We start from the raw sequence: 14,911 nt of genomic DNA, 5'->3' as shown, positions 1-14,911 counted from the left end.
GTTCCCACTCGGCGTTCGTCAGATCACCACGACCCATATGCCAAGAGTGACAAGACCAGCGCTCACCGTCAGGAGATCTAAGAAACAGCTCCTAGTGGGCTAGACGAGGGTAAGCCCCTCCTCGGTGCCGAGCTCGTGGGTGGTGCCGTCCGGCCAGGTGAGGGTGATCCTGCCGCCCGCCAGCCGGAACGCCGGTGGCGCCGAGGTGACGGGGGCCGCCGAGAGGGTGACGACGCACGCGAAGACGGCTCCCGGCTCGGGGACGGTGCCGTCCAGGGCGGGGACGACCGCGTCGGGGCCGAAGACCGTGCCGCCGGGGGCCTTCAGCTCGGTGGCCGCCGTGAACCCGTGCAGGGGCAGGAGGGCACTGGTCAGCTCGCCCGCGCCGTTCAGCTCGTCCGCGCCGGTCGGCTCGTCCGCGCCGGTCACGGTCCGCGCGCCGGCGGCGGGCAGGGCCCAGCCCGTCTGGCGGACGAGGGTGCCGGCCGGGGCGGTCACCCGGTGGACGCGGACCTCGTGCGGGCCGTGGACCACGCTCACGGACTCGATCAGCGTCGAGGGTGTCGGGCGGCAGGAGGAGGCGGCCCATCCCGGTCCGGCGCCGCGCGGGGTGATCGGGCCGCGCGGGGTGACCTCCCCGCCGAGCACCAGGCCGACGTGGTTGTCGGCGGGCGCGTCCTCGCAGGATGCGGGCGTGTCCTGGGGGGATGCGGGCGCGTCCTGTGCGGCGGCGGGTACGGCGGGCGCGGGCGTGGTGGGGCCGGTGCGGGTCGAGTAGGCCATGCGCTGGTAGAGCGGGTCGTCGGGGGCGCCGCCGGGCGGCTGCTTGTCGCTGCCGTGGTTGACCAGCCTGACCAGCCCGTCGGCGGCCGTCGAGTGGATCAGCAGCCCCGGCCCCGGCAGGCCGATCGCCTGGTCGGCGCGTTCGACGGGTCCTGGCTCCTCCACCGCGGTCCAGACGGGGTGGTCGGGCGGCAGCAGGAGCCCGAGGAACCCCTTCGCCGCCCAGTACGGCGAGGCCGGCCCCGAGTACGCCTGCAGGGACGGCTCGTGCGGGCCGTACCAGCCGAGCGTGAGGAGTCCTTCGCGCGACAGCGCCCGGCCGCCGGTGAGGAAGTGGGCGGCCGCGCCGCTGGCCAGGCGCCGGGCGGTGCCGGGGGAGTAGGGCGAGACGCCGAGCAGCTCGCCCGCCCACACCGGCGCCGCGGCGGCGAAGCGGTAGATGACGGATCGGCCGTGGTAGACGGGCGAGCCGTTGGTGTCGAAGGCGGCGCCGTAGTTGGTCAGGAAGGCGCGCAGCCGCGAGGCGTACGGCTCGGCGGGCCCGCCGAGGTAGGCGTGGATCACCGGGTACAGGTGCATCGCCCAGCCGTTGTAGTGGTCGAAGTTGCGCCCGTCGCCGTCGCGGTACCAGCCGTCGCCCTCGTACCAGGCCTCGATCCTGGCCAGCCCGCGCTCGGTGGCGCCGCGGTCGTCGAGGCCGAGGTCGCCGAAGAGTCCGGCGACGGCGACGGGGAACAGGTGCCAGTTGTTGTCGACGTGTTCGCGGATCAGCGCGTCGCCCAGCCAGTCGAGGGCGCGCTCCTGGACGGCGGCGGGCAGGCGGTCCCACAGGTGGGCGCGGGTCAGCCGCAGCCCGATGGCGATCGAGGCGGCCTCGACCATCGGCTGGCTGTGGTCGGCGATCGGCTGCCACGCGCCGCCGGGGCCCGCGGCCAGCCCTTCCGCGTACGGCTCCAGCACCGCCGCGTCGCCGCCGCCGGCGACGCGGAAGGCGGCCAGCAGGAACGTCCTGGCGTATCCCTCGAGCCCGTCGCACCGCGACCAGCTGGCCCGGCCCGGCAGGTCGACCAACGCGCGATCATGGGAGCGGTACGGTTCGACGGCCGCGAGCAGGCCGTCGGCCGCCGCCTCCCAGTGGGCGCGCGTCCATCCCGTGATGGGGCTGAGCGATCGGTCGGCATCAGGAAGGGTGAGCACGCGGCCTCCGGGAACTGATCGAACGAAACAATACGTTCACGAACGAAAGCTACCTCGCTAGGATCGGACCCGTCGAGTGTTAGGAGCCCCCCTTGTTCGTCGAGCAACGCCATGAGTTCATCCTTCGCGAGGTGCGCGAGCGCGGCTCGGTCCGGCTGGCCGACCTGGTCGAGCGGCTGCAGGTGTCCATGGTCACCCTGCGCAGGGACGTCGAGCACCTGGCGGGCCGGGGGCTGGTCACCAGGGTGCACGGCGGCATCACGCTGCCCCAGGAGCCGGCCAGGCCGGTCGCCGAGGGGACGCTCGCGGGAGCGCCGGCCTTCCGGCCGGTGAACGACCGGGCGCTCACGATCGGGATGCTGGTGCCGTCGGCCACGTACTACTACCCGAGCGTGATCAAGGCCGCCCGCGACCGGGCCCAGGACCTGGGCGCGCGGCTGGTGCTCGGCGTCTCCCGCTACGACGACGAGGAGGACCGCAAGCAGGTCGGCCAGTTGATCGGCGGCGGCGCGGAGGGCTTGCTGCTCACGCTGAGCAGGCAGCCGGACGCCTCGCACGTCGAGTGGCTCGCCGGGCTGGGCGTGCCCGCCGTCCTGGTGGAGAGGGTGGCGGAGCTGGGCGGCCCGGCCTCCTTCCTCGACGCGGCGGCCTCCCACCACGCTCACGGCGCCTTCGTGGGCGTTCGGCACCTGGCCGAGCTGGGACATCGCCGGGTGGCCATGGTCAGCCGCAGCAGCCCCACCGCGCCGAGGGTGCGCCAGGGGTTCCTGGCCGCGGTGCGCGACCTGGGCCTGGAGACGCCCGGCGAGTTCGGGGTCGAGCAGGAAGGGCCGTCGGAGGAGCAGGTCGCCCAGGTGGTGGCGGCGGTCCGCGAGGCAGGGGTGACGGGGCTGCTCGTGCACAACGACGAGGACGCGCTGCTGCTGGTGCAGCACCTCAGGGTCGCGGGCGTGCGGATCCCGCACGACGTGTCGATCGTGGCCTACGACGACGAGGTGGCCGCGCTCAGCGACCCGCCGCTGACCGCCGTCGCCCCGCCCAAGTCCGCGGTCGGCCGTAATGCCGTCGACCTGCTGGTTCGTCGCATCGAGCACGGCGCGGACCTGCCGGGCCAGCACGTGGCGCTGCTGCCGGAACTCCGGGTGCGCGAATCGACCGCTCCGCGCGGTTGATGTTTCGCGTTCATTTCGTTACTGATCGATATCTAGACAAGTCTTCGTTTGTGAGCGAATGATGCTCTAGCGATCGGAAGCGATTAGGAGCAATCATGGAACGCAAGCGCGCCGCCGCCGGCATCGCCGGAATGCTGGCCGGTATGACCCTTCTCGCGGCCTGCGGTGGCGGCAGCGGCGGATCCGCGCCCGCGTCCGGCGAGGCGGGCAAGCCCACCCAGGTCACCTTCTGGGGCTGGGCCAAGGGCACGCAGCAGGTCGTCGACGCCTTCAACAAGTCGCACAAGGACATCCAGATCACGTTCGAGGAGATCCCCTCGGGCAACGCGGGCGGCTACGCCAAGTTCTCCAACGCGGTGAAGGCGGGCAACGCCCCCGACGTGATGTCCGTCGAGTACCCGCAGCTTCCCGACTTCGTCAACCAGGGCGCGCTCCAGGACATCACCGCCGACGTCGCCGACCTCAAGGGCAAGTACCCGCCCAGCGTCTTCAGCCTCGTCGAGCTCGGCGGCAAGACCTGGTCGGTGCCCATGGACGCGGCCCCGCAGGTGTTCTTCTACCGCAAGGACCTGTTCGAGAAGAACAAGATCGAGGTCCCGAAGACCTGGGACGACTTCAGGGCCGCCGCCGAGAAGGTCAAGAAGGCCGACGGCAAGGCACGCATCGCCACCTTCTTCCCCGACGACCCGAGCGTCCTGGCCGCCCTGTCGTGGCAGGCGGGCGCCAAGTGGTTCGGCACCGAGGGCGACGCGTGGAAGGTCTCCATCAACGACGAGGCCACCAAGAAGGTCGCCGGCTACTGGCAGGGCCTGGTCAAGGACGAGCTCGTCAAGGTGCAGCCGTCCTTCAGCCAGGAGTGGAACGCCGCCTTCGAGGACGACAGCCTGTGGGGCTACGTCGGCGCCAACTGGGGCGCCGGCGTCATGAAGGGCAACCACGCCGGGCAGTCCGGCAAGTGGGCCATCGCGCCCGTCCCGCACTGGGGCACGCCCGCCAGCGGCATGCTCGGCGGCACCACCTTCGCCGTCGCCAAGAACAGCGCGAACACCAAGGCCGCCGTCGAGGTCATCAAGTGGCTGACCGGCTCCCCCGAGGCGTGGACGGCCCGCCTGTCCTCCGGCACCTCCAGCGGCTTCCCCGCGATCGCCGACCTGGTGCCGGTGGCGGCCAAGAGCTTCGACGCCTCCTTCTACGGCGGGCAGGACATCTACGCGCTGTTCACCGAGGCCTACAGCACCATCCAGCCCGGCTGGGCGTGGGGGCCGAGCATGGTGCAGACGCTGACCTCCTTCAAGGACGCGCTCGGCAAGGTGAGCACCGGCGAGACGACGATCCCCGACGTGCTGGAGAGCGTCCAGACCGCGACCGTCACGGAGATCAAGGGCCGCGGCCTCAACGTCGCCGCCCAGCAGTAACCCGTACGGCACGCCTGCCTGGCTCCTGTCCGCCGGGTGGCCGCCCCCCGGCACCCACCCGGCGGAACCCGCCCCCCTTCAAGGAACCCTCGCGCGCGGGCGGCGAGGGGCCATGAGACGGCGGTCGGTCCAGGCGGCGTGGGAGCGGCGGACGGCCGTGCCGTACCAGACAGCGAAGAAGAGGTGGAGATGACGACCGGCACACCAGAGACACCGGCGCGCGGCCCGGGTGAGGCGTGGCGCAGGCGGGGGGCGATCCTGCTCTTCGTCGGCCCGTTCTTCGCGCTGTTCGCCGCGGTCATCGTGGCCCCGCTGGCGTACGCGGTCTACCTGAGCCTGTTCAGCGAGAAGTCGTCCGGCCTCGGCTTCGGCGGCGCCGAGACGGTCTTCGTCGGGCTCGGCAACTACCTCGACACGCTCAGGGACCAGGCCTTCACCGACGGCTTCCTGGTGATCCTCGGCTACTGCGTCCTGTACATCCCGCTGATGATCGGCGGCGCGCTCGCCCTCGCGCTGCTGCTCGACTCCGGCCTGGCCAGGGCGAAGAAGTTCTTCCAGCTCGCCCTGTTCATGCCGCACATCGTGCCGGGGGTGATCGCGGGCCTCATCTGGCTCTACCTCTACCTGCCCGGCATCAGCCCCATCGTGGACCTGCTCGGCGGGGTCAACTTCCTCGGCGGCGACCAGGTGCTCGGCTCGGTGGTCAACATCGCGCTGTGGGAGTGGATCGGCTACAACATGATCATCTATTTCGCCGCGCTCCAGGCCATCCCCGCCGAGGTGCTCGAGGCGGCCAGGATGGACGGCGCGGGCGCGGTCAGGACCGCCCTGTCGGTGAAGGTGCCGCTGATCCGCGGCGCCGTCATCACCACGGTGCTGTTCACGATCATCGGCTCGCTGCAGCTGTTCACCGAGCCCATGGTGCTCGACAACGTCAGCGACGGCATCGTCAGCACCTGGACCCCGAACATGTACGCCTACAACGAGGCCTTCGGCAACAACGACTACGGCCAGGCGGGCGCCGCCTCGATCATCCTCGCGCTGCTGGCCGCCGTGCTCTCCTACGTCGTCACCAGGTGGGGTAACCGTCGATGAAGTGGATGTCCCGCGCGACGGTCAACGTCCTGCTGATCGTCGCCACGCTCTACACGCTGCTGCCGCTGACCTGGCTGCTGTTCGCCTCGACCAAGTCGCTGTCGGACCTGTACTCGACGCCGGGCTTCGCCTTCGGCGACTTCAACCTCATCGCCAACATCCGGGCGGTCAGCGAGGAGAACGGCGGCATCTTCTTCCGCTGGTACCTCAACAGCGTCCTGTACGCGGGCGTCGGCGCGGCGGTGAGCTCCTTCATCACCGTCATGTGCGGCTACGCCTTCGACAAGTACTCGTGGTTCGGCAAGGAGAAGCTGTTCGGCCTGGTGCTGCTCGGCGTGCTGGTGCCCACCACGGCGACGGCGCTGCCGCTGTACCTGCTGGCCTCCCAGGTGGGCCTGGTCAACACCTTCTGGGCGGTGTTCATCCCGGTGCTGGTGCACCCGTTCGGCGTCTACCTGGCGCGCGTGCTGTCGTCGGGCTACGTGCCGGGCGAGGTGCTCGAGGCGGCCAGGTCGGACGGCGCCGGTGAGATCAGGACCTTCACCAGGGTGGCGCTGCCGATGCTGATGCCGGCCTACGTGACGATCTTCCTGTTCCAGTTCACCGCCATCTGGAACAACTTCTTCCTGCCGCTGGTGATGCTCAACGACCAGAACCTCTACCCGCTCAGCCTGGGCCTGTTCAGCTGGGAGAAGCAGGGCAACGCCTTCCCCGAGTTCCACAGCCTGGTGATCACCGGATCGCTGCTGTCGGTGGTCCCGCTGCTGCTGGTGTTCATGTCGCTGCAGCGCTTCTGGAAGGCCGGGATGACGGCGGGCAGCGTCAAGTGAACGACTTCTCGGGGGAGAACGTGAAAAGGCCGAAGACTCTCGTCGCCATGAGCGCCCACGTCGCCGAACGCCTCGTCAGGGGCCCGGTCAGGAGCCGCCTGGCGATGCTCGCAGACGTCGACGTGGACCTGGTCGTCCAGGACTTCGCGCGGGCCGACCTGTCGCAGGTGGAGGTCCTGTACACCTCCTGGGGCTGTCCGCCGCTCACCGCCGAGGTGCTGGCGCGCGCCCCCAGGCTGGGCGCCGTCGTGCACGCCGCCGGATCGGTCAAGCACCACGTCACCGACGCGGTCTGGCAGCGCGGCATCGCCGTCTCCTCGGCCGCGGCGGCCAACGCCGAGCCGGTCGCGGAGTTCACGCTCGCCGCGATCCTGTTCGCCAACAAGCGGGTCATCGACATCGCCCGCCGTTACCGCAGGGACCGGAGCCACGACGACTGGGACACCCGCTACCCCGGCTTCGGCAACTACCGCAGGACCGTCGGCGTCATCGGCGCCTCCAGGATCGGCCGCAGGGTGATCGAGCTGCTGCGTCCCTTCGACCTGGAGGTGCTGGTCAGCGACCCCTACCTGACCGAGGACCTGGGCGTCGCGCACGTCGGCCTGGACGAGCTGGTCAGCCGCAGCGACGTGGTCAGCGTGCACGCGCCCGACCTGCCGGAGACCCGCCACATGATCGACAAGGCCCGGCTGGCGCGGATGCGCGACGGCGCGACCCTGATCAACACCGCCAGGGCGGCGCTCGTCGACCAGGACGCGCTGACCGCCGAGCTGCTGTCCGGGCGGCTCCACGCCGTCCTCGACCACACCGAACCGGAGTTCCTGCCCGAGTCCTCGCCCCTCTACGACCTGGACAACGTTCTCGTCACCCCGCACATCGCCGGTTCGCTCGGCGGGGAGCTGGCCCGCATGGCCGACCTCGCGCTCGACGAGCTGGCCCGATACGCCCGCGGCCTGCCCTTCGAGTACGCGGTGGAGCCTGCGAGCCTGTCCCGCTCCGCCTGAACCCCTTCCCGGGAGGCACCCCCCATGCTCCGACGTGCCCTGCCGGCGACCCTGCTGGTCGCCACCGTCACCTCCTCCCTCACGCTGTCCGCCGCCCCCTCCCTCGCCGACCCGTTACCCACCCCGGCCCCCACCGGAAGCGCCGCCCCACTGCCCGCACCGGCGGACACCGGGAGCGCCGACCCCGCGGCGGCGCCCGCCGCGGACGACTTCGGGGCGCCCGTCCAGCGGTGGCGCGACCTGGTCACCGGCGGAGCGGCCGTCACCCCCGCCGACCCCGTCTACGCCAAACCGCTGGCCGCCATGGACGACAAGGCCGCGGCCAACCTGGCCACCCTCGCCGACGGCCGCTGGCCCGACGCCACCAGCGCCGACGGCGCCACCGTCGGCACGGCCGCCGCCAGGATCAAGGACATCGCGCTCGCCTACGCCACCGCGGGATCGCGGTACCACGGCGACCCGGCCGCCGCGGACGCGGCCGTCGCGGCCCTGCGCTGGCTGCACGACAACCGCTACCGGCCCGGCGCGCAGGAGCTGGGCAACTGGTGGTTCTGGGAGATCGGCGGCCCCAACCACCTGCTCGACTCGCTCATGCTGCTCGGCGACGCCGTACCGGAGGACCTGCGGGCGGGGGTGCTGGCGACGGTCGCGCACTTCGTGCCCGACCCGGCCAGGCGCAAGATCTCGGGCGTGCCCGAGGTCGGCGCCAACCTGGTGGACAAGGTCTCGATCACGGTACGGCGCGGCCTGCTGGCCCGCGACCCGGCCGTCCTGTCGATGGCCCGCGACAAGCTCAGCCCGGTCTTCGACCTGACGGCGAGCGGCGACGGCTGGTATCCCGACGGCTCGCTCATCCAGCACTTCTACTTCGCCTACACCGGCGGCTACGGCACCGTCCTGCTCGACGGCGTCGCCAGGGTCCTCACCCTGCTGGCCGGCACGCCGTGGCAGGTCACCGACCCCGACACCAACGTCACCACCTGGGTGTTCGACGGCTTCGAGCCGGTGCTGTTCCGCGGCCAGATGTTCGCCAACGTGCGGGGGCGCGGCATCTCCCGCCCGGCGAGCGACGACTTCGCCGAGGGCCGGGCGGTCGTGGCCGCGATGGCGATGCTCGCCCACGGCGCCCCGGCGGAGGTGCGGCAGCGCATCGCCGGCGTCGTCGCCGAGCACGTGAGCGCCGCCCCCTTCTACGACCACGCGACCGTCGCGCAGGTCTCCCTCGTCCGCGGCCTGGTCGAGGGCGTCGCCCCGCGGGGCGACCTGACGCTCACCAAGGTGTTCGCCGGCATGGACCGCCTCGTCCACCACCGGCCGGGTCACGCCTTCTCCGTCTCGGCGCGCGGCAGCAGGGTCGGCGCCTACGAGGCGGGCAACGGGGAGAACCTCAAGGGCTGGTACACCGGCGACGGCATGACGTCGATCTACAACGACCGCCCGCAGTACAGCGACGGCTTCTGGCCGACCGTCGACCCCTACCGCCTGCCGGGCGTCACCAACGCCACCGCCGAGACCTACCCGCGCACCGCCAGGGACACCAACTGGTACGGCTTCCGCCAGAGCGACCCGCACACCGGCGGCGTGGCCATGGGCGACCTGTCGGCCTTCGGGATGCGCCTCATCGCCGAGCGCGACTACCACAGCAAGCAGCCCATCGACCTGAAGGCCCGCAAGTCGTGGTTCACCGTCGGCGACACCATCGTGGCGCTCGGCTCCGACATCACCGCGGCGGGCGTCGCCGCGCAGACGACGGTCGAGAACCGGATGGGCGCGGGGCGGCTCACCCAGGGCGAGAACTGGATGCACCTGGAGGGCGTCGGCGGCTACCTGTTCCCGGACGGCCTGCCGAAGACGCTGCGCGAGAGCAGGACGGGCGCGTGGTCCGACATCGGCACCGGTGGGCGCGAACCGCTCACCCGCGACTACACCACCCTCTGGTTCGACCACGGGAGCGACCCGCGCGCGGCCTCCTACGCCTACTACCTGCTGCCGGGCAGGAGCGCGGCCGAGACCGCCGAGGCGGCCAGGCGGATGAACGTCCGCATCGGCGACAACACCGCCGCGGTGCAGTCGGTGGTCACGGCCGACGGCGTCAACACGCGGCTGGCGGCCACCTTCTGGAGCTGCGCCACCACCCAGGACACCGTCCGCGCGTACGGCCCGGCCGCCGTCACCCTGCACCAGGAGGGCGCCACGCTCGACCTGGCGGTCGCCGATCCGACGTGGAAGCAGGGCCGGATGCTGTTCGAGGTGGCCCGCGAAGGCCGCGAGGTGCTCGCCGCCGACCCGCGCGTCACCGTGCTGACCACTTCGCCGACGATCAGGTTCACCGTCGATGCGGCCGATGCGCTCGGCGCCGGCGTCAAGCTGAAGGTCAAGGTCAGGCCGACCGCCAGACCGGCGCTGACCGGGCCCTCCTGCGAGCAGGCCAGGCAGGTCGCCGCCGCCGACACCTACGTGCGCGGCGGCGTCCACGCGGGCACCTCCTTCAACGGCAAGGGCCTCGTGGTCAAGACCGTGTCGGCGGACCCGGGCTACACCAGGATCAGCTACCTGCGCTTCGACCCGCCGCCCGCCACGACGGGGCCGGCCACCCTCTGGATCCGCGCCGCCGTCCAGGACGCCGACGGCGACTCCACCACGCTCACCCTCTACGAGGCTCCCGCTTCGGGCTGGGACGAGGCGACGCTGACCTGGAACGACAGGCCCGCCCTCGGCCGGCCGATCGGCACCGTGACCGTCACGGGCAAGACCCCCGCCTGGTACTCCGTCGACGTCACGGGCCACCTCGGCGGCGGCTACGCGCTGTCCGCCCCGGACAGGACCCTCGCGGTCGGGATCGGCGACAGGGAGACCCCCGGCGCCGCCCCCTTCCTCCAGCTGTACTGACCCCGCGAGAACCCCCCAAGACCGACCCTTCGAGAACCCCCCGAGAACCCCCCGAGAACCCCCCCGAGAACCCCTCGAGATCCCCGAGAGAACCCCTCGAGACCCTCGAGACCCCCCGAGAAAGGACCCGCATGCGCCTGTCCCTCAGATGGGCCGCGGCGACGGCGCTCGCCGTCGCCGCGACCGGCCTGGCCGCCACCCCGGCGGCGGCCGCGCCGGCCCGCAACGTCTTCGTCGACTGTCAGGCCCCCGACGGCGGCTCCGGCAGCGACGCCGCCTCCCCGATCAACGACCTGGCCGCCGTCAACGCGCTGGAGCTCGGCCCCAAGACGAAGGTCAAGTTCCGGGCCGGGACCGTGTGTGCCGGCCGCCTGGAGCCGAAGGGCTCGGGCAGCGCCGACCACCCGATCGTGTTCACCTCCTACGGCGAGGGCCCCAAGCCGATCATCCAGGGCGACGGCGGTGAGTGGGCCGTCCACCTGGTCGACAACAGCCACGTCACCATCGAGAAGCTGCACATCACCAACCCGGCCCCCACCACCGCCAAGCGGACCGGCATCCAGTACAACTCGACGACCCCCGAGCCGAAGGCCGGGCTGGTCCTGCGTGACCTGGAGATCTCCGACGTCGCCGGCTGGGGCGACAAGACGGGCGCCAACTCCTCCTGGTTCGCCTACTCGGCGGGCATCAGCATCCAGGCGCTGCCCGAGGGCAAGGTCGGCTACCTCGACGGCATCACGATCACGGGCAACTACATCCACGACACCGGCGGCGGTGGCATCAAGATCAGCCGCAAGGGCACGGACTACCACAAGAACGTCTACCTCGCCCGCAACACCATCCGCGCGGTCGGCGGCGACGGCATCGTCGTGCACGCCTCCGACAAGCCGCTGATCGAGCACAACCTGTTCGACGAGGGCGGCGCGGGCAAGTACCCGTACGTCGACGGCAACTTCGCCGGCATGTGGCCGATCAACTCGATCGACCCCGTCTTCCAGTACAACGAGGTCACCAGGCAGCGGCCCACGATCTTCGACTCCACCGCGTGGGACTGCGACGGCGGCATCAAGGGCTCCTGCGTCTACCAGTACAACTACTCCCACGACAACGCGGGCGGCTTCTACCTCGGCTGCCAGAGCTGCACCGAGTTCCCGAACTACCAGGCGACCGCCATCCTGCGCTTCAACATCGCCCAGGACGACTGCAGGATCGCCGGCAACGCCGCGGGCGACAACCGCAGCCCGCTGTGGATCCACAACAACACCTTCTTCTGCTCCTCGCAGAAGGTGGACTGGGCGGTGCCCACCGGGAACTCCAGGATCGCCAACAACATCATCTACGCCCCGTCGGGCACGCTGCCGGCGGCGCCCGGCATCACCTACGACGCCAACGTCTACTACGGCGGCGTGGCCGCGCCCGCCTCGGACGCCAAGGCGATCACCGCCGACCCCGGGCTGGCCGCCCCCGGCACCGCCACCGGCTACGGCGACGTGGACGGCTACAGGCTGCTCGCCGGCTCCCCGGCGCTCGGTTCCGGCTCCCTCGTCGAGGGTGTGGGCGGGCGTGACTACTTCGGCAACCCGGTCGAGGGGAGCGTCTCGCGCGGGGCCTACAACGGCGCCGCCGTACCGGCGGTGGTCCACGAGTCCGTCGAGAAGGCCTACAACAACGTCGGCGTCAGCTCCGACCACAACCCCAACACCGGCGGCTTCTCCACCAGCGGCCGCAGCTACTCGGGTCAGGGCCTGGAGAAGGCGGGCCTGGTCCCCGGGTCGACCGTCAGCGTGCTGGGCGCGGACTTCGTCTGGCACCCCCGCCCCTACGGCTGGACCGACAACGTGAAGGCGGCCGGGCAGACCGTCAGGCTCGAGGGCCGCGGCGACCGGCTGGTGCTGCTCGGCGCCGGGGCGTTCAAGGTGCGCGAGGGCGTCTTCACGGTGACCTACACCGACGGCAGCGTCGAGGAGAAGACCGTGCGCTTCGGCGACCAGTGGGACGCGACAGCGCCCGAGGGCGGCGTCGTCGTGGCCCGCGCGACCTACCACAACAGGACCCAGACCAGCTACCGGAACCCGGCCACCGGGCAGACCACCGAGTCGGGCGTGTCGGTGTTCGGCTACGCGGTGCCGCTCGACCCCGCCAAGACCGTCGCCACCGTGACGTTCCCGCAGGGCAGCCCGCTGGCCGACGCCGGCTTCCACGTCTTCGACATGAAGATCGCGAGCTGAGGTCATGAGGAGCGCCACGCCGGGGACCGGGCGCCGTGCCCTCCCGCTCGGCAGGGCGGCCGCCGCGTCGGTCGTGGGCGTCGCCGTCCTGGTCGCCCTGGTCGTGGCGCTCACCCGGGGCGGAGGCGGCGCGCCCCCACCGCGGGGCCTGGCCGCCTCCGCGACCGTCTCCGAGGTGCTCGGCCTGCGGCCCGGCGACCGGGTCACCCTGGTCGAGGGCGAGCCTGTGGTGGGGGCCGAGGTGTTGAGGGCGGCCGAGACCGCCCGCGCCGAGGTGCTCTCCGAGTACACCCGGTACGGCCTCGCGCTCGGTCCCGGCTTCTGGGACCGGGCGCACGCCGGGGTCACGCCGCGCAGGGCGCTGCGCGACAGGGCGGTGCGCGCGGCCGTCCTCGACAAGGTCAGGCGGGTGTGGGCGCGGGAGGCGGGGCTGCTCGCCGATGTCAGCGAGCAGGGGTTCCAGCGCGAGCTGGCCGAGGAGAACGCGCGCCGCGCGCGGGCCGCCCGCGAGGGACGGCCGCTGCCCGGGGTGCCGTCCTACGACGAGCACACCTATGCCGGGGTGCGCGCCGCCGAGCTCGACTCGGCGCTCAGCAAGGTCCACGCCGCCACGCTCGAGCTGTCCGAGCGGCGGCTGCGCGAGCAGTACCGGCTGATGGCGGGTCAGGACGCCCCGCCGTTCGAGAGGGTCCGCGACAACGTGCGCCAGGCCCTGGTCGCCGAGGAATATCGCAAGGCGCTGCGGGCCCGCGCTGGGTAGCCTGACTTACAGGTACATGGGGGACTGGATCAGGGAACGCATCGTTGACACAGGACGGCTGCCGCTGTTCTGCTTCTTCGTCGCGCTCATCGTGGCCTTCGTCGCCACCCGGATCAACGTCAGGCTCATCCGCGCCAAGATCGGCTGGTTCCGCAACGTCAGCGTCGGCGAGATGCACATCCACCACGTCGTCTTCGGCGTGGTCCTCATGCTGGTCGGCGGCGTCAGCGGGCTGGTCGCCGCGGGGTCGGCGGTGGCGGCCGCGGTCTTCGGCGTCGGCGCGGCGCTGGTGCTGGACGAGTTCGCGCTCATCCTCCACCTGCACGACGTGTACTGGGAGGAGGAGGGCCGCACCTCCGTCGACGCCGTCTTCGTCGCGGTCGCGGTCACCGGGCTGCTGCTGATCGGGCTGCGCCCGCTGACCTGGGAGGTCGGCCGCGTCGCCCCCTGGTGGCTGCTGCTCGCCAACCTGGCGCTCGCCGTGATCACGCTGCTCAAGGGCAAGATCTGGACGGGACTGGTGGGCTTGTTCCTACCTCCGCTGCTGGTGGTGGGCGCGCTGCGGCTGGCCAGGCCCGGCTCGCCCTGGGCGCACTGGTTCTTCGCGGTCAGGTCGCCCCGCAAGATGGCCACGGCGCTGCGCCGCGAGGAGCGCTGGCGCCGGCCGGTGATCAAGGTCAAGATCGCGGTTCAGGAGTTCGTCTCAGGACGGCACGACCTTCCATCGACCCGCAAGAGGCGCGCGCATGAGTGAGGGCATGTGGTCACCGTGAGAGTTCCCGCGTTCCACGCGCGGCTGATCGAGGCCGCTCTGGACGTCCGCGAGCGCCACGGCCTGCTGCTGGCCGGCGGTCACGCGATGACCGCCCACGGGCTCACCGAGCGGCCGGGCGACGACCTCGTGCTGGCCACCGACCGGGGTGTCCCGCTGCCGGAGGTCGCCGCGGAGCTGGCCGCCGAGCTGCGGCGGCACGGCCTGGCGGTGACGCCGGCCGACGCGACCGAGCGGGTGGCGCGGATGGTCGTGCGCGACGAGGCCGGCGGCGAGCGGTGCACGGTCAGCCTGCTCAGGGAGCCGCTCAGGGACCGGCCGCTGGCACTGGAGGGCTACCGGGTGGTCGGCCAGGACGACGCGGTGGGCCTCAAGGTGCGGGCGCTGCACGGGCGGGGCCTGCCCAAGGACTTCGTCGACGTCGCCGCGGCGGCCACCCGCTACTCCTTCCGCGAGCTCGAGCGCCTGGGCGCCGCCTTCGAGGAGGACTGGCTGCTCGACGACCTGATCCAGCGCCTGGAAAGCGTCGACCTGCTGGCCGACGAGGCGTTCATGGCCTACGGCGTCGACGAGGAGCGGCTGCACGAGATCAGGCGCTTCGCCTACGCGTGGGCCGAGGACATCAAGCTTCGCCGCGCCGACGACGGCGACGCGGACCACGACGTCCCCGACGTCCCCGAGATCGACTGAAGGCGCGTCAACTTCGCTTGACTTCCGCCCATGCGTCAATCTAAGTTGACGCATGCGCGTACCGCGGCAATCAGGG

The 14,911-nt window shown here is 71.7% G+C and carries 11 protein-coding genes; 10 read left to right on the top strand and 1 reads right to left on the bottom strand.

Features of this window, described 5'->3' with window-relative positions:
* Positions 1-99: 99 nt before the first annotated feature.
* Positions 100-1,980 (bottom strand): DUF2264 domain-containing protein, encoded by a 1,881-nt coding sequence (locus ACWENQ_RS41700; protein WP_452419256.1) that lies wholly within the window; start codon positions 1,978-1,980, stop codon positions 100-102.
* 92 nt (positions 1,981-2,072) lie between these two features.
* Between ACWENQ_RS41700 and ACWENQ_RS41695 the strand changes: the two genes are divergently transcribed.
* The 10 genes from ACWENQ_RS41695 (at position 2,073) to ACWENQ_RS41650 (ending at position 14,835) form a co-directional block, all read left to right on the top strand.
* Positions 2,073-3,152: a substrate-binding domain-containing protein gene (locus ACWENQ_RS41695; RefSeq protein WP_452419255.1), complete on the top strand. Its 1,080-nt coding sequence runs from the start codon at positions 2,073-2,075 to the stop codon at positions 3,150-3,152.
* Between the two features lie 95 nt (positions 3,153-3,247).
* The gene (locus ACWENQ_RS41690; protein WP_452419254.1) at positions 3,248-4,567 is read left to right on the top strand and encodes an ABC transporter substrate-binding protein; all 1,320 of its coding nucleotides are present in this window, start codon (positions 3,248-3,250) and stop codon (positions 4,565-4,567) included.
* A 189-nt stretch (positions 4,568-4,756) separates the two neighbouring features.
* Positions 4,757-5,662 carry a carbohydrate ABC transporter permease gene (locus tag ACWENQ_RS41685; RefSeq protein WP_452419253.1) on the top strand — a complete coding sequence of 302 codons (906 nt, stop codon included), beginning with the start codon at positions 4,757-4,759 and terminating at the stop codon, positions 5,660-5,662.
* On the top strand, positions 5,659-6,492 hold the full coding sequence (locus ACWENQ_RS41680) for a carbohydrate ABC transporter permease (protein ID WP_354922719.1): 834 nt from the start codon (positions 5,659-5,661) through the stop codon (positions 6,490-6,492). Before ACWENQ_RS41685 ends, ACWENQ_RS41680 begins: the two co-directional genes overlap by 4 nt.
* Before the next feature lie 47 nt (positions 6,493-6,539).
* Positions 6,540-7,496, top strand: coding sequence for a hydroxyacid dehydrogenase (locus ACWENQ_RS41675; RefSeq protein ID WP_452419252.1), 957 nt, complete (start codon positions 6,540-6,542; stop codon positions 7,494-7,496).
* 24 nt (positions 7,497-7,520) lie between these two features.
* Positions 7,521-10,385, top strand: a complete 2,865-nt coding sequence (locus ACWENQ_RS41670) for a polysaccharide lyase family 8 super-sandwich domain-containing protein (protein ID WP_452419251.1) — start codon at positions 7,521-7,523, stop codon at positions 10,383-10,385.
* A 131-nt stretch (positions 10,386-10,516) separates the two neighbouring features.
* Entirely contained in the window at positions 10,517-12,613 is a 2,097-nt protein-coding gene (locus ACWENQ_RS41665) for a right-handed parallel beta-helix repeat-containing protein (protein ID WP_452419250.1), read from the top strand.
* 4 nt (positions 12,614-12,617) lie between these two features.
* The gene (locus ACWENQ_RS41660; protein WP_449931144.1) at positions 12,618-13,373 is read left to right on the top strand and encodes a hypothetical protein; all 756 of its coding nucleotides are present in this window, start codon (positions 12,618-12,620) and stop codon (positions 13,371-13,373) included.
* Positions 13,374-13,389: 16 nt separating this feature from the next.
* The gene (locus tag ACWENQ_RS41655) at positions 13,390-14,127 is read left to right on the top strand and encodes a hypothetical protein (protein WP_449931142.1); all 738 of its coding nucleotides are present in this window, start codon (positions 13,390-13,392) and stop codon (positions 14,125-14,127) included.
* 15 nt (positions 14,128-14,142) lie between these two features.
* Positions 14,143-14,835 (top strand): nucleotidyl transferase AbiEii/AbiGii toxin family protein, encoded by a 693-nt coding sequence (locus ACWENQ_RS41650; protein ID WP_449931140.1) that lies wholly within the window; start codon positions 14,143-14,145, stop codon positions 14,833-14,835.
* Positions 14,836-14,911 lie beyond the last annotated feature (76 nt).

The sequence above is a fragment of the Nonomuraea sp. NPDC004354 genome (assembly GCF_053602555.1).
Note: the sequence above shows the minus strand (reverse complement) of the source record. Positions and strands in the feature narration are given on the sequence as shown.

What these genes read in the sequence shown, in the direction of transcription:
- ACWENQ_RS41690 (WP_452419254.1), top strand. Translation starts at nt 3,248, where the DNA reads ATGGAACGCAAGCGCGCCGCCGCCGGCATCGCCGGAATGCTGGCCGGT.
- ACWENQ_RS41685 (WP_452419253.1), top strand. Translation starts at nt 4,757, where the DNA reads ATGACGACCGGCACACCAGAGACACCGGCGCGCGGCCCGGGTGAGGCG.
- ACWENQ_RS41680 (WP_354922719.1), top strand. Translation starts at nt 5,659, where the DNA reads ATGAAGTGGATGTCCCGCGCGACGGTCAACGTCCTGCTGATCGTCGCC.
- ACWENQ_RS41675 (WP_452419252.1), top strand. Translation starts at nt 6,540, where the DNA reads ATGAGCGCCCACGTCGCCGAACGCCTCGTCAGGGGCCCGGTCAGGAGC.
- ACWENQ_RS41670 (WP_452419251.1), top strand. Translation starts at nt 7,521, where the DNA reads ATGCTCCGACGTGCCCTGCCGGCGACCCTGCTGGTCGCCACCGTCACC.
- ACWENQ_RS41665 (WP_452419250.1), top strand. Translation starts at nt 10,517, where the DNA reads ATGCGCCTGTCCCTCAGATGGGCCGCGGCGACGGCGCTCGCCGTCGCC.
- ACWENQ_RS41660 (WP_449931144.1), top strand. Translation starts at nt 12,618, where the DNA reads ATGAGGAGCGCCACGCCGGGGACCGGGCGCCGTGCCCTCCCGCTCGGC.
- ACWENQ_RS41655 (WP_449931142.1), top strand. Translation starts at nt 13,390, where the DNA reads ATGGGGGACTGGATCAGGGAACGCATCGTTGACACAGGACGGCTGCCG.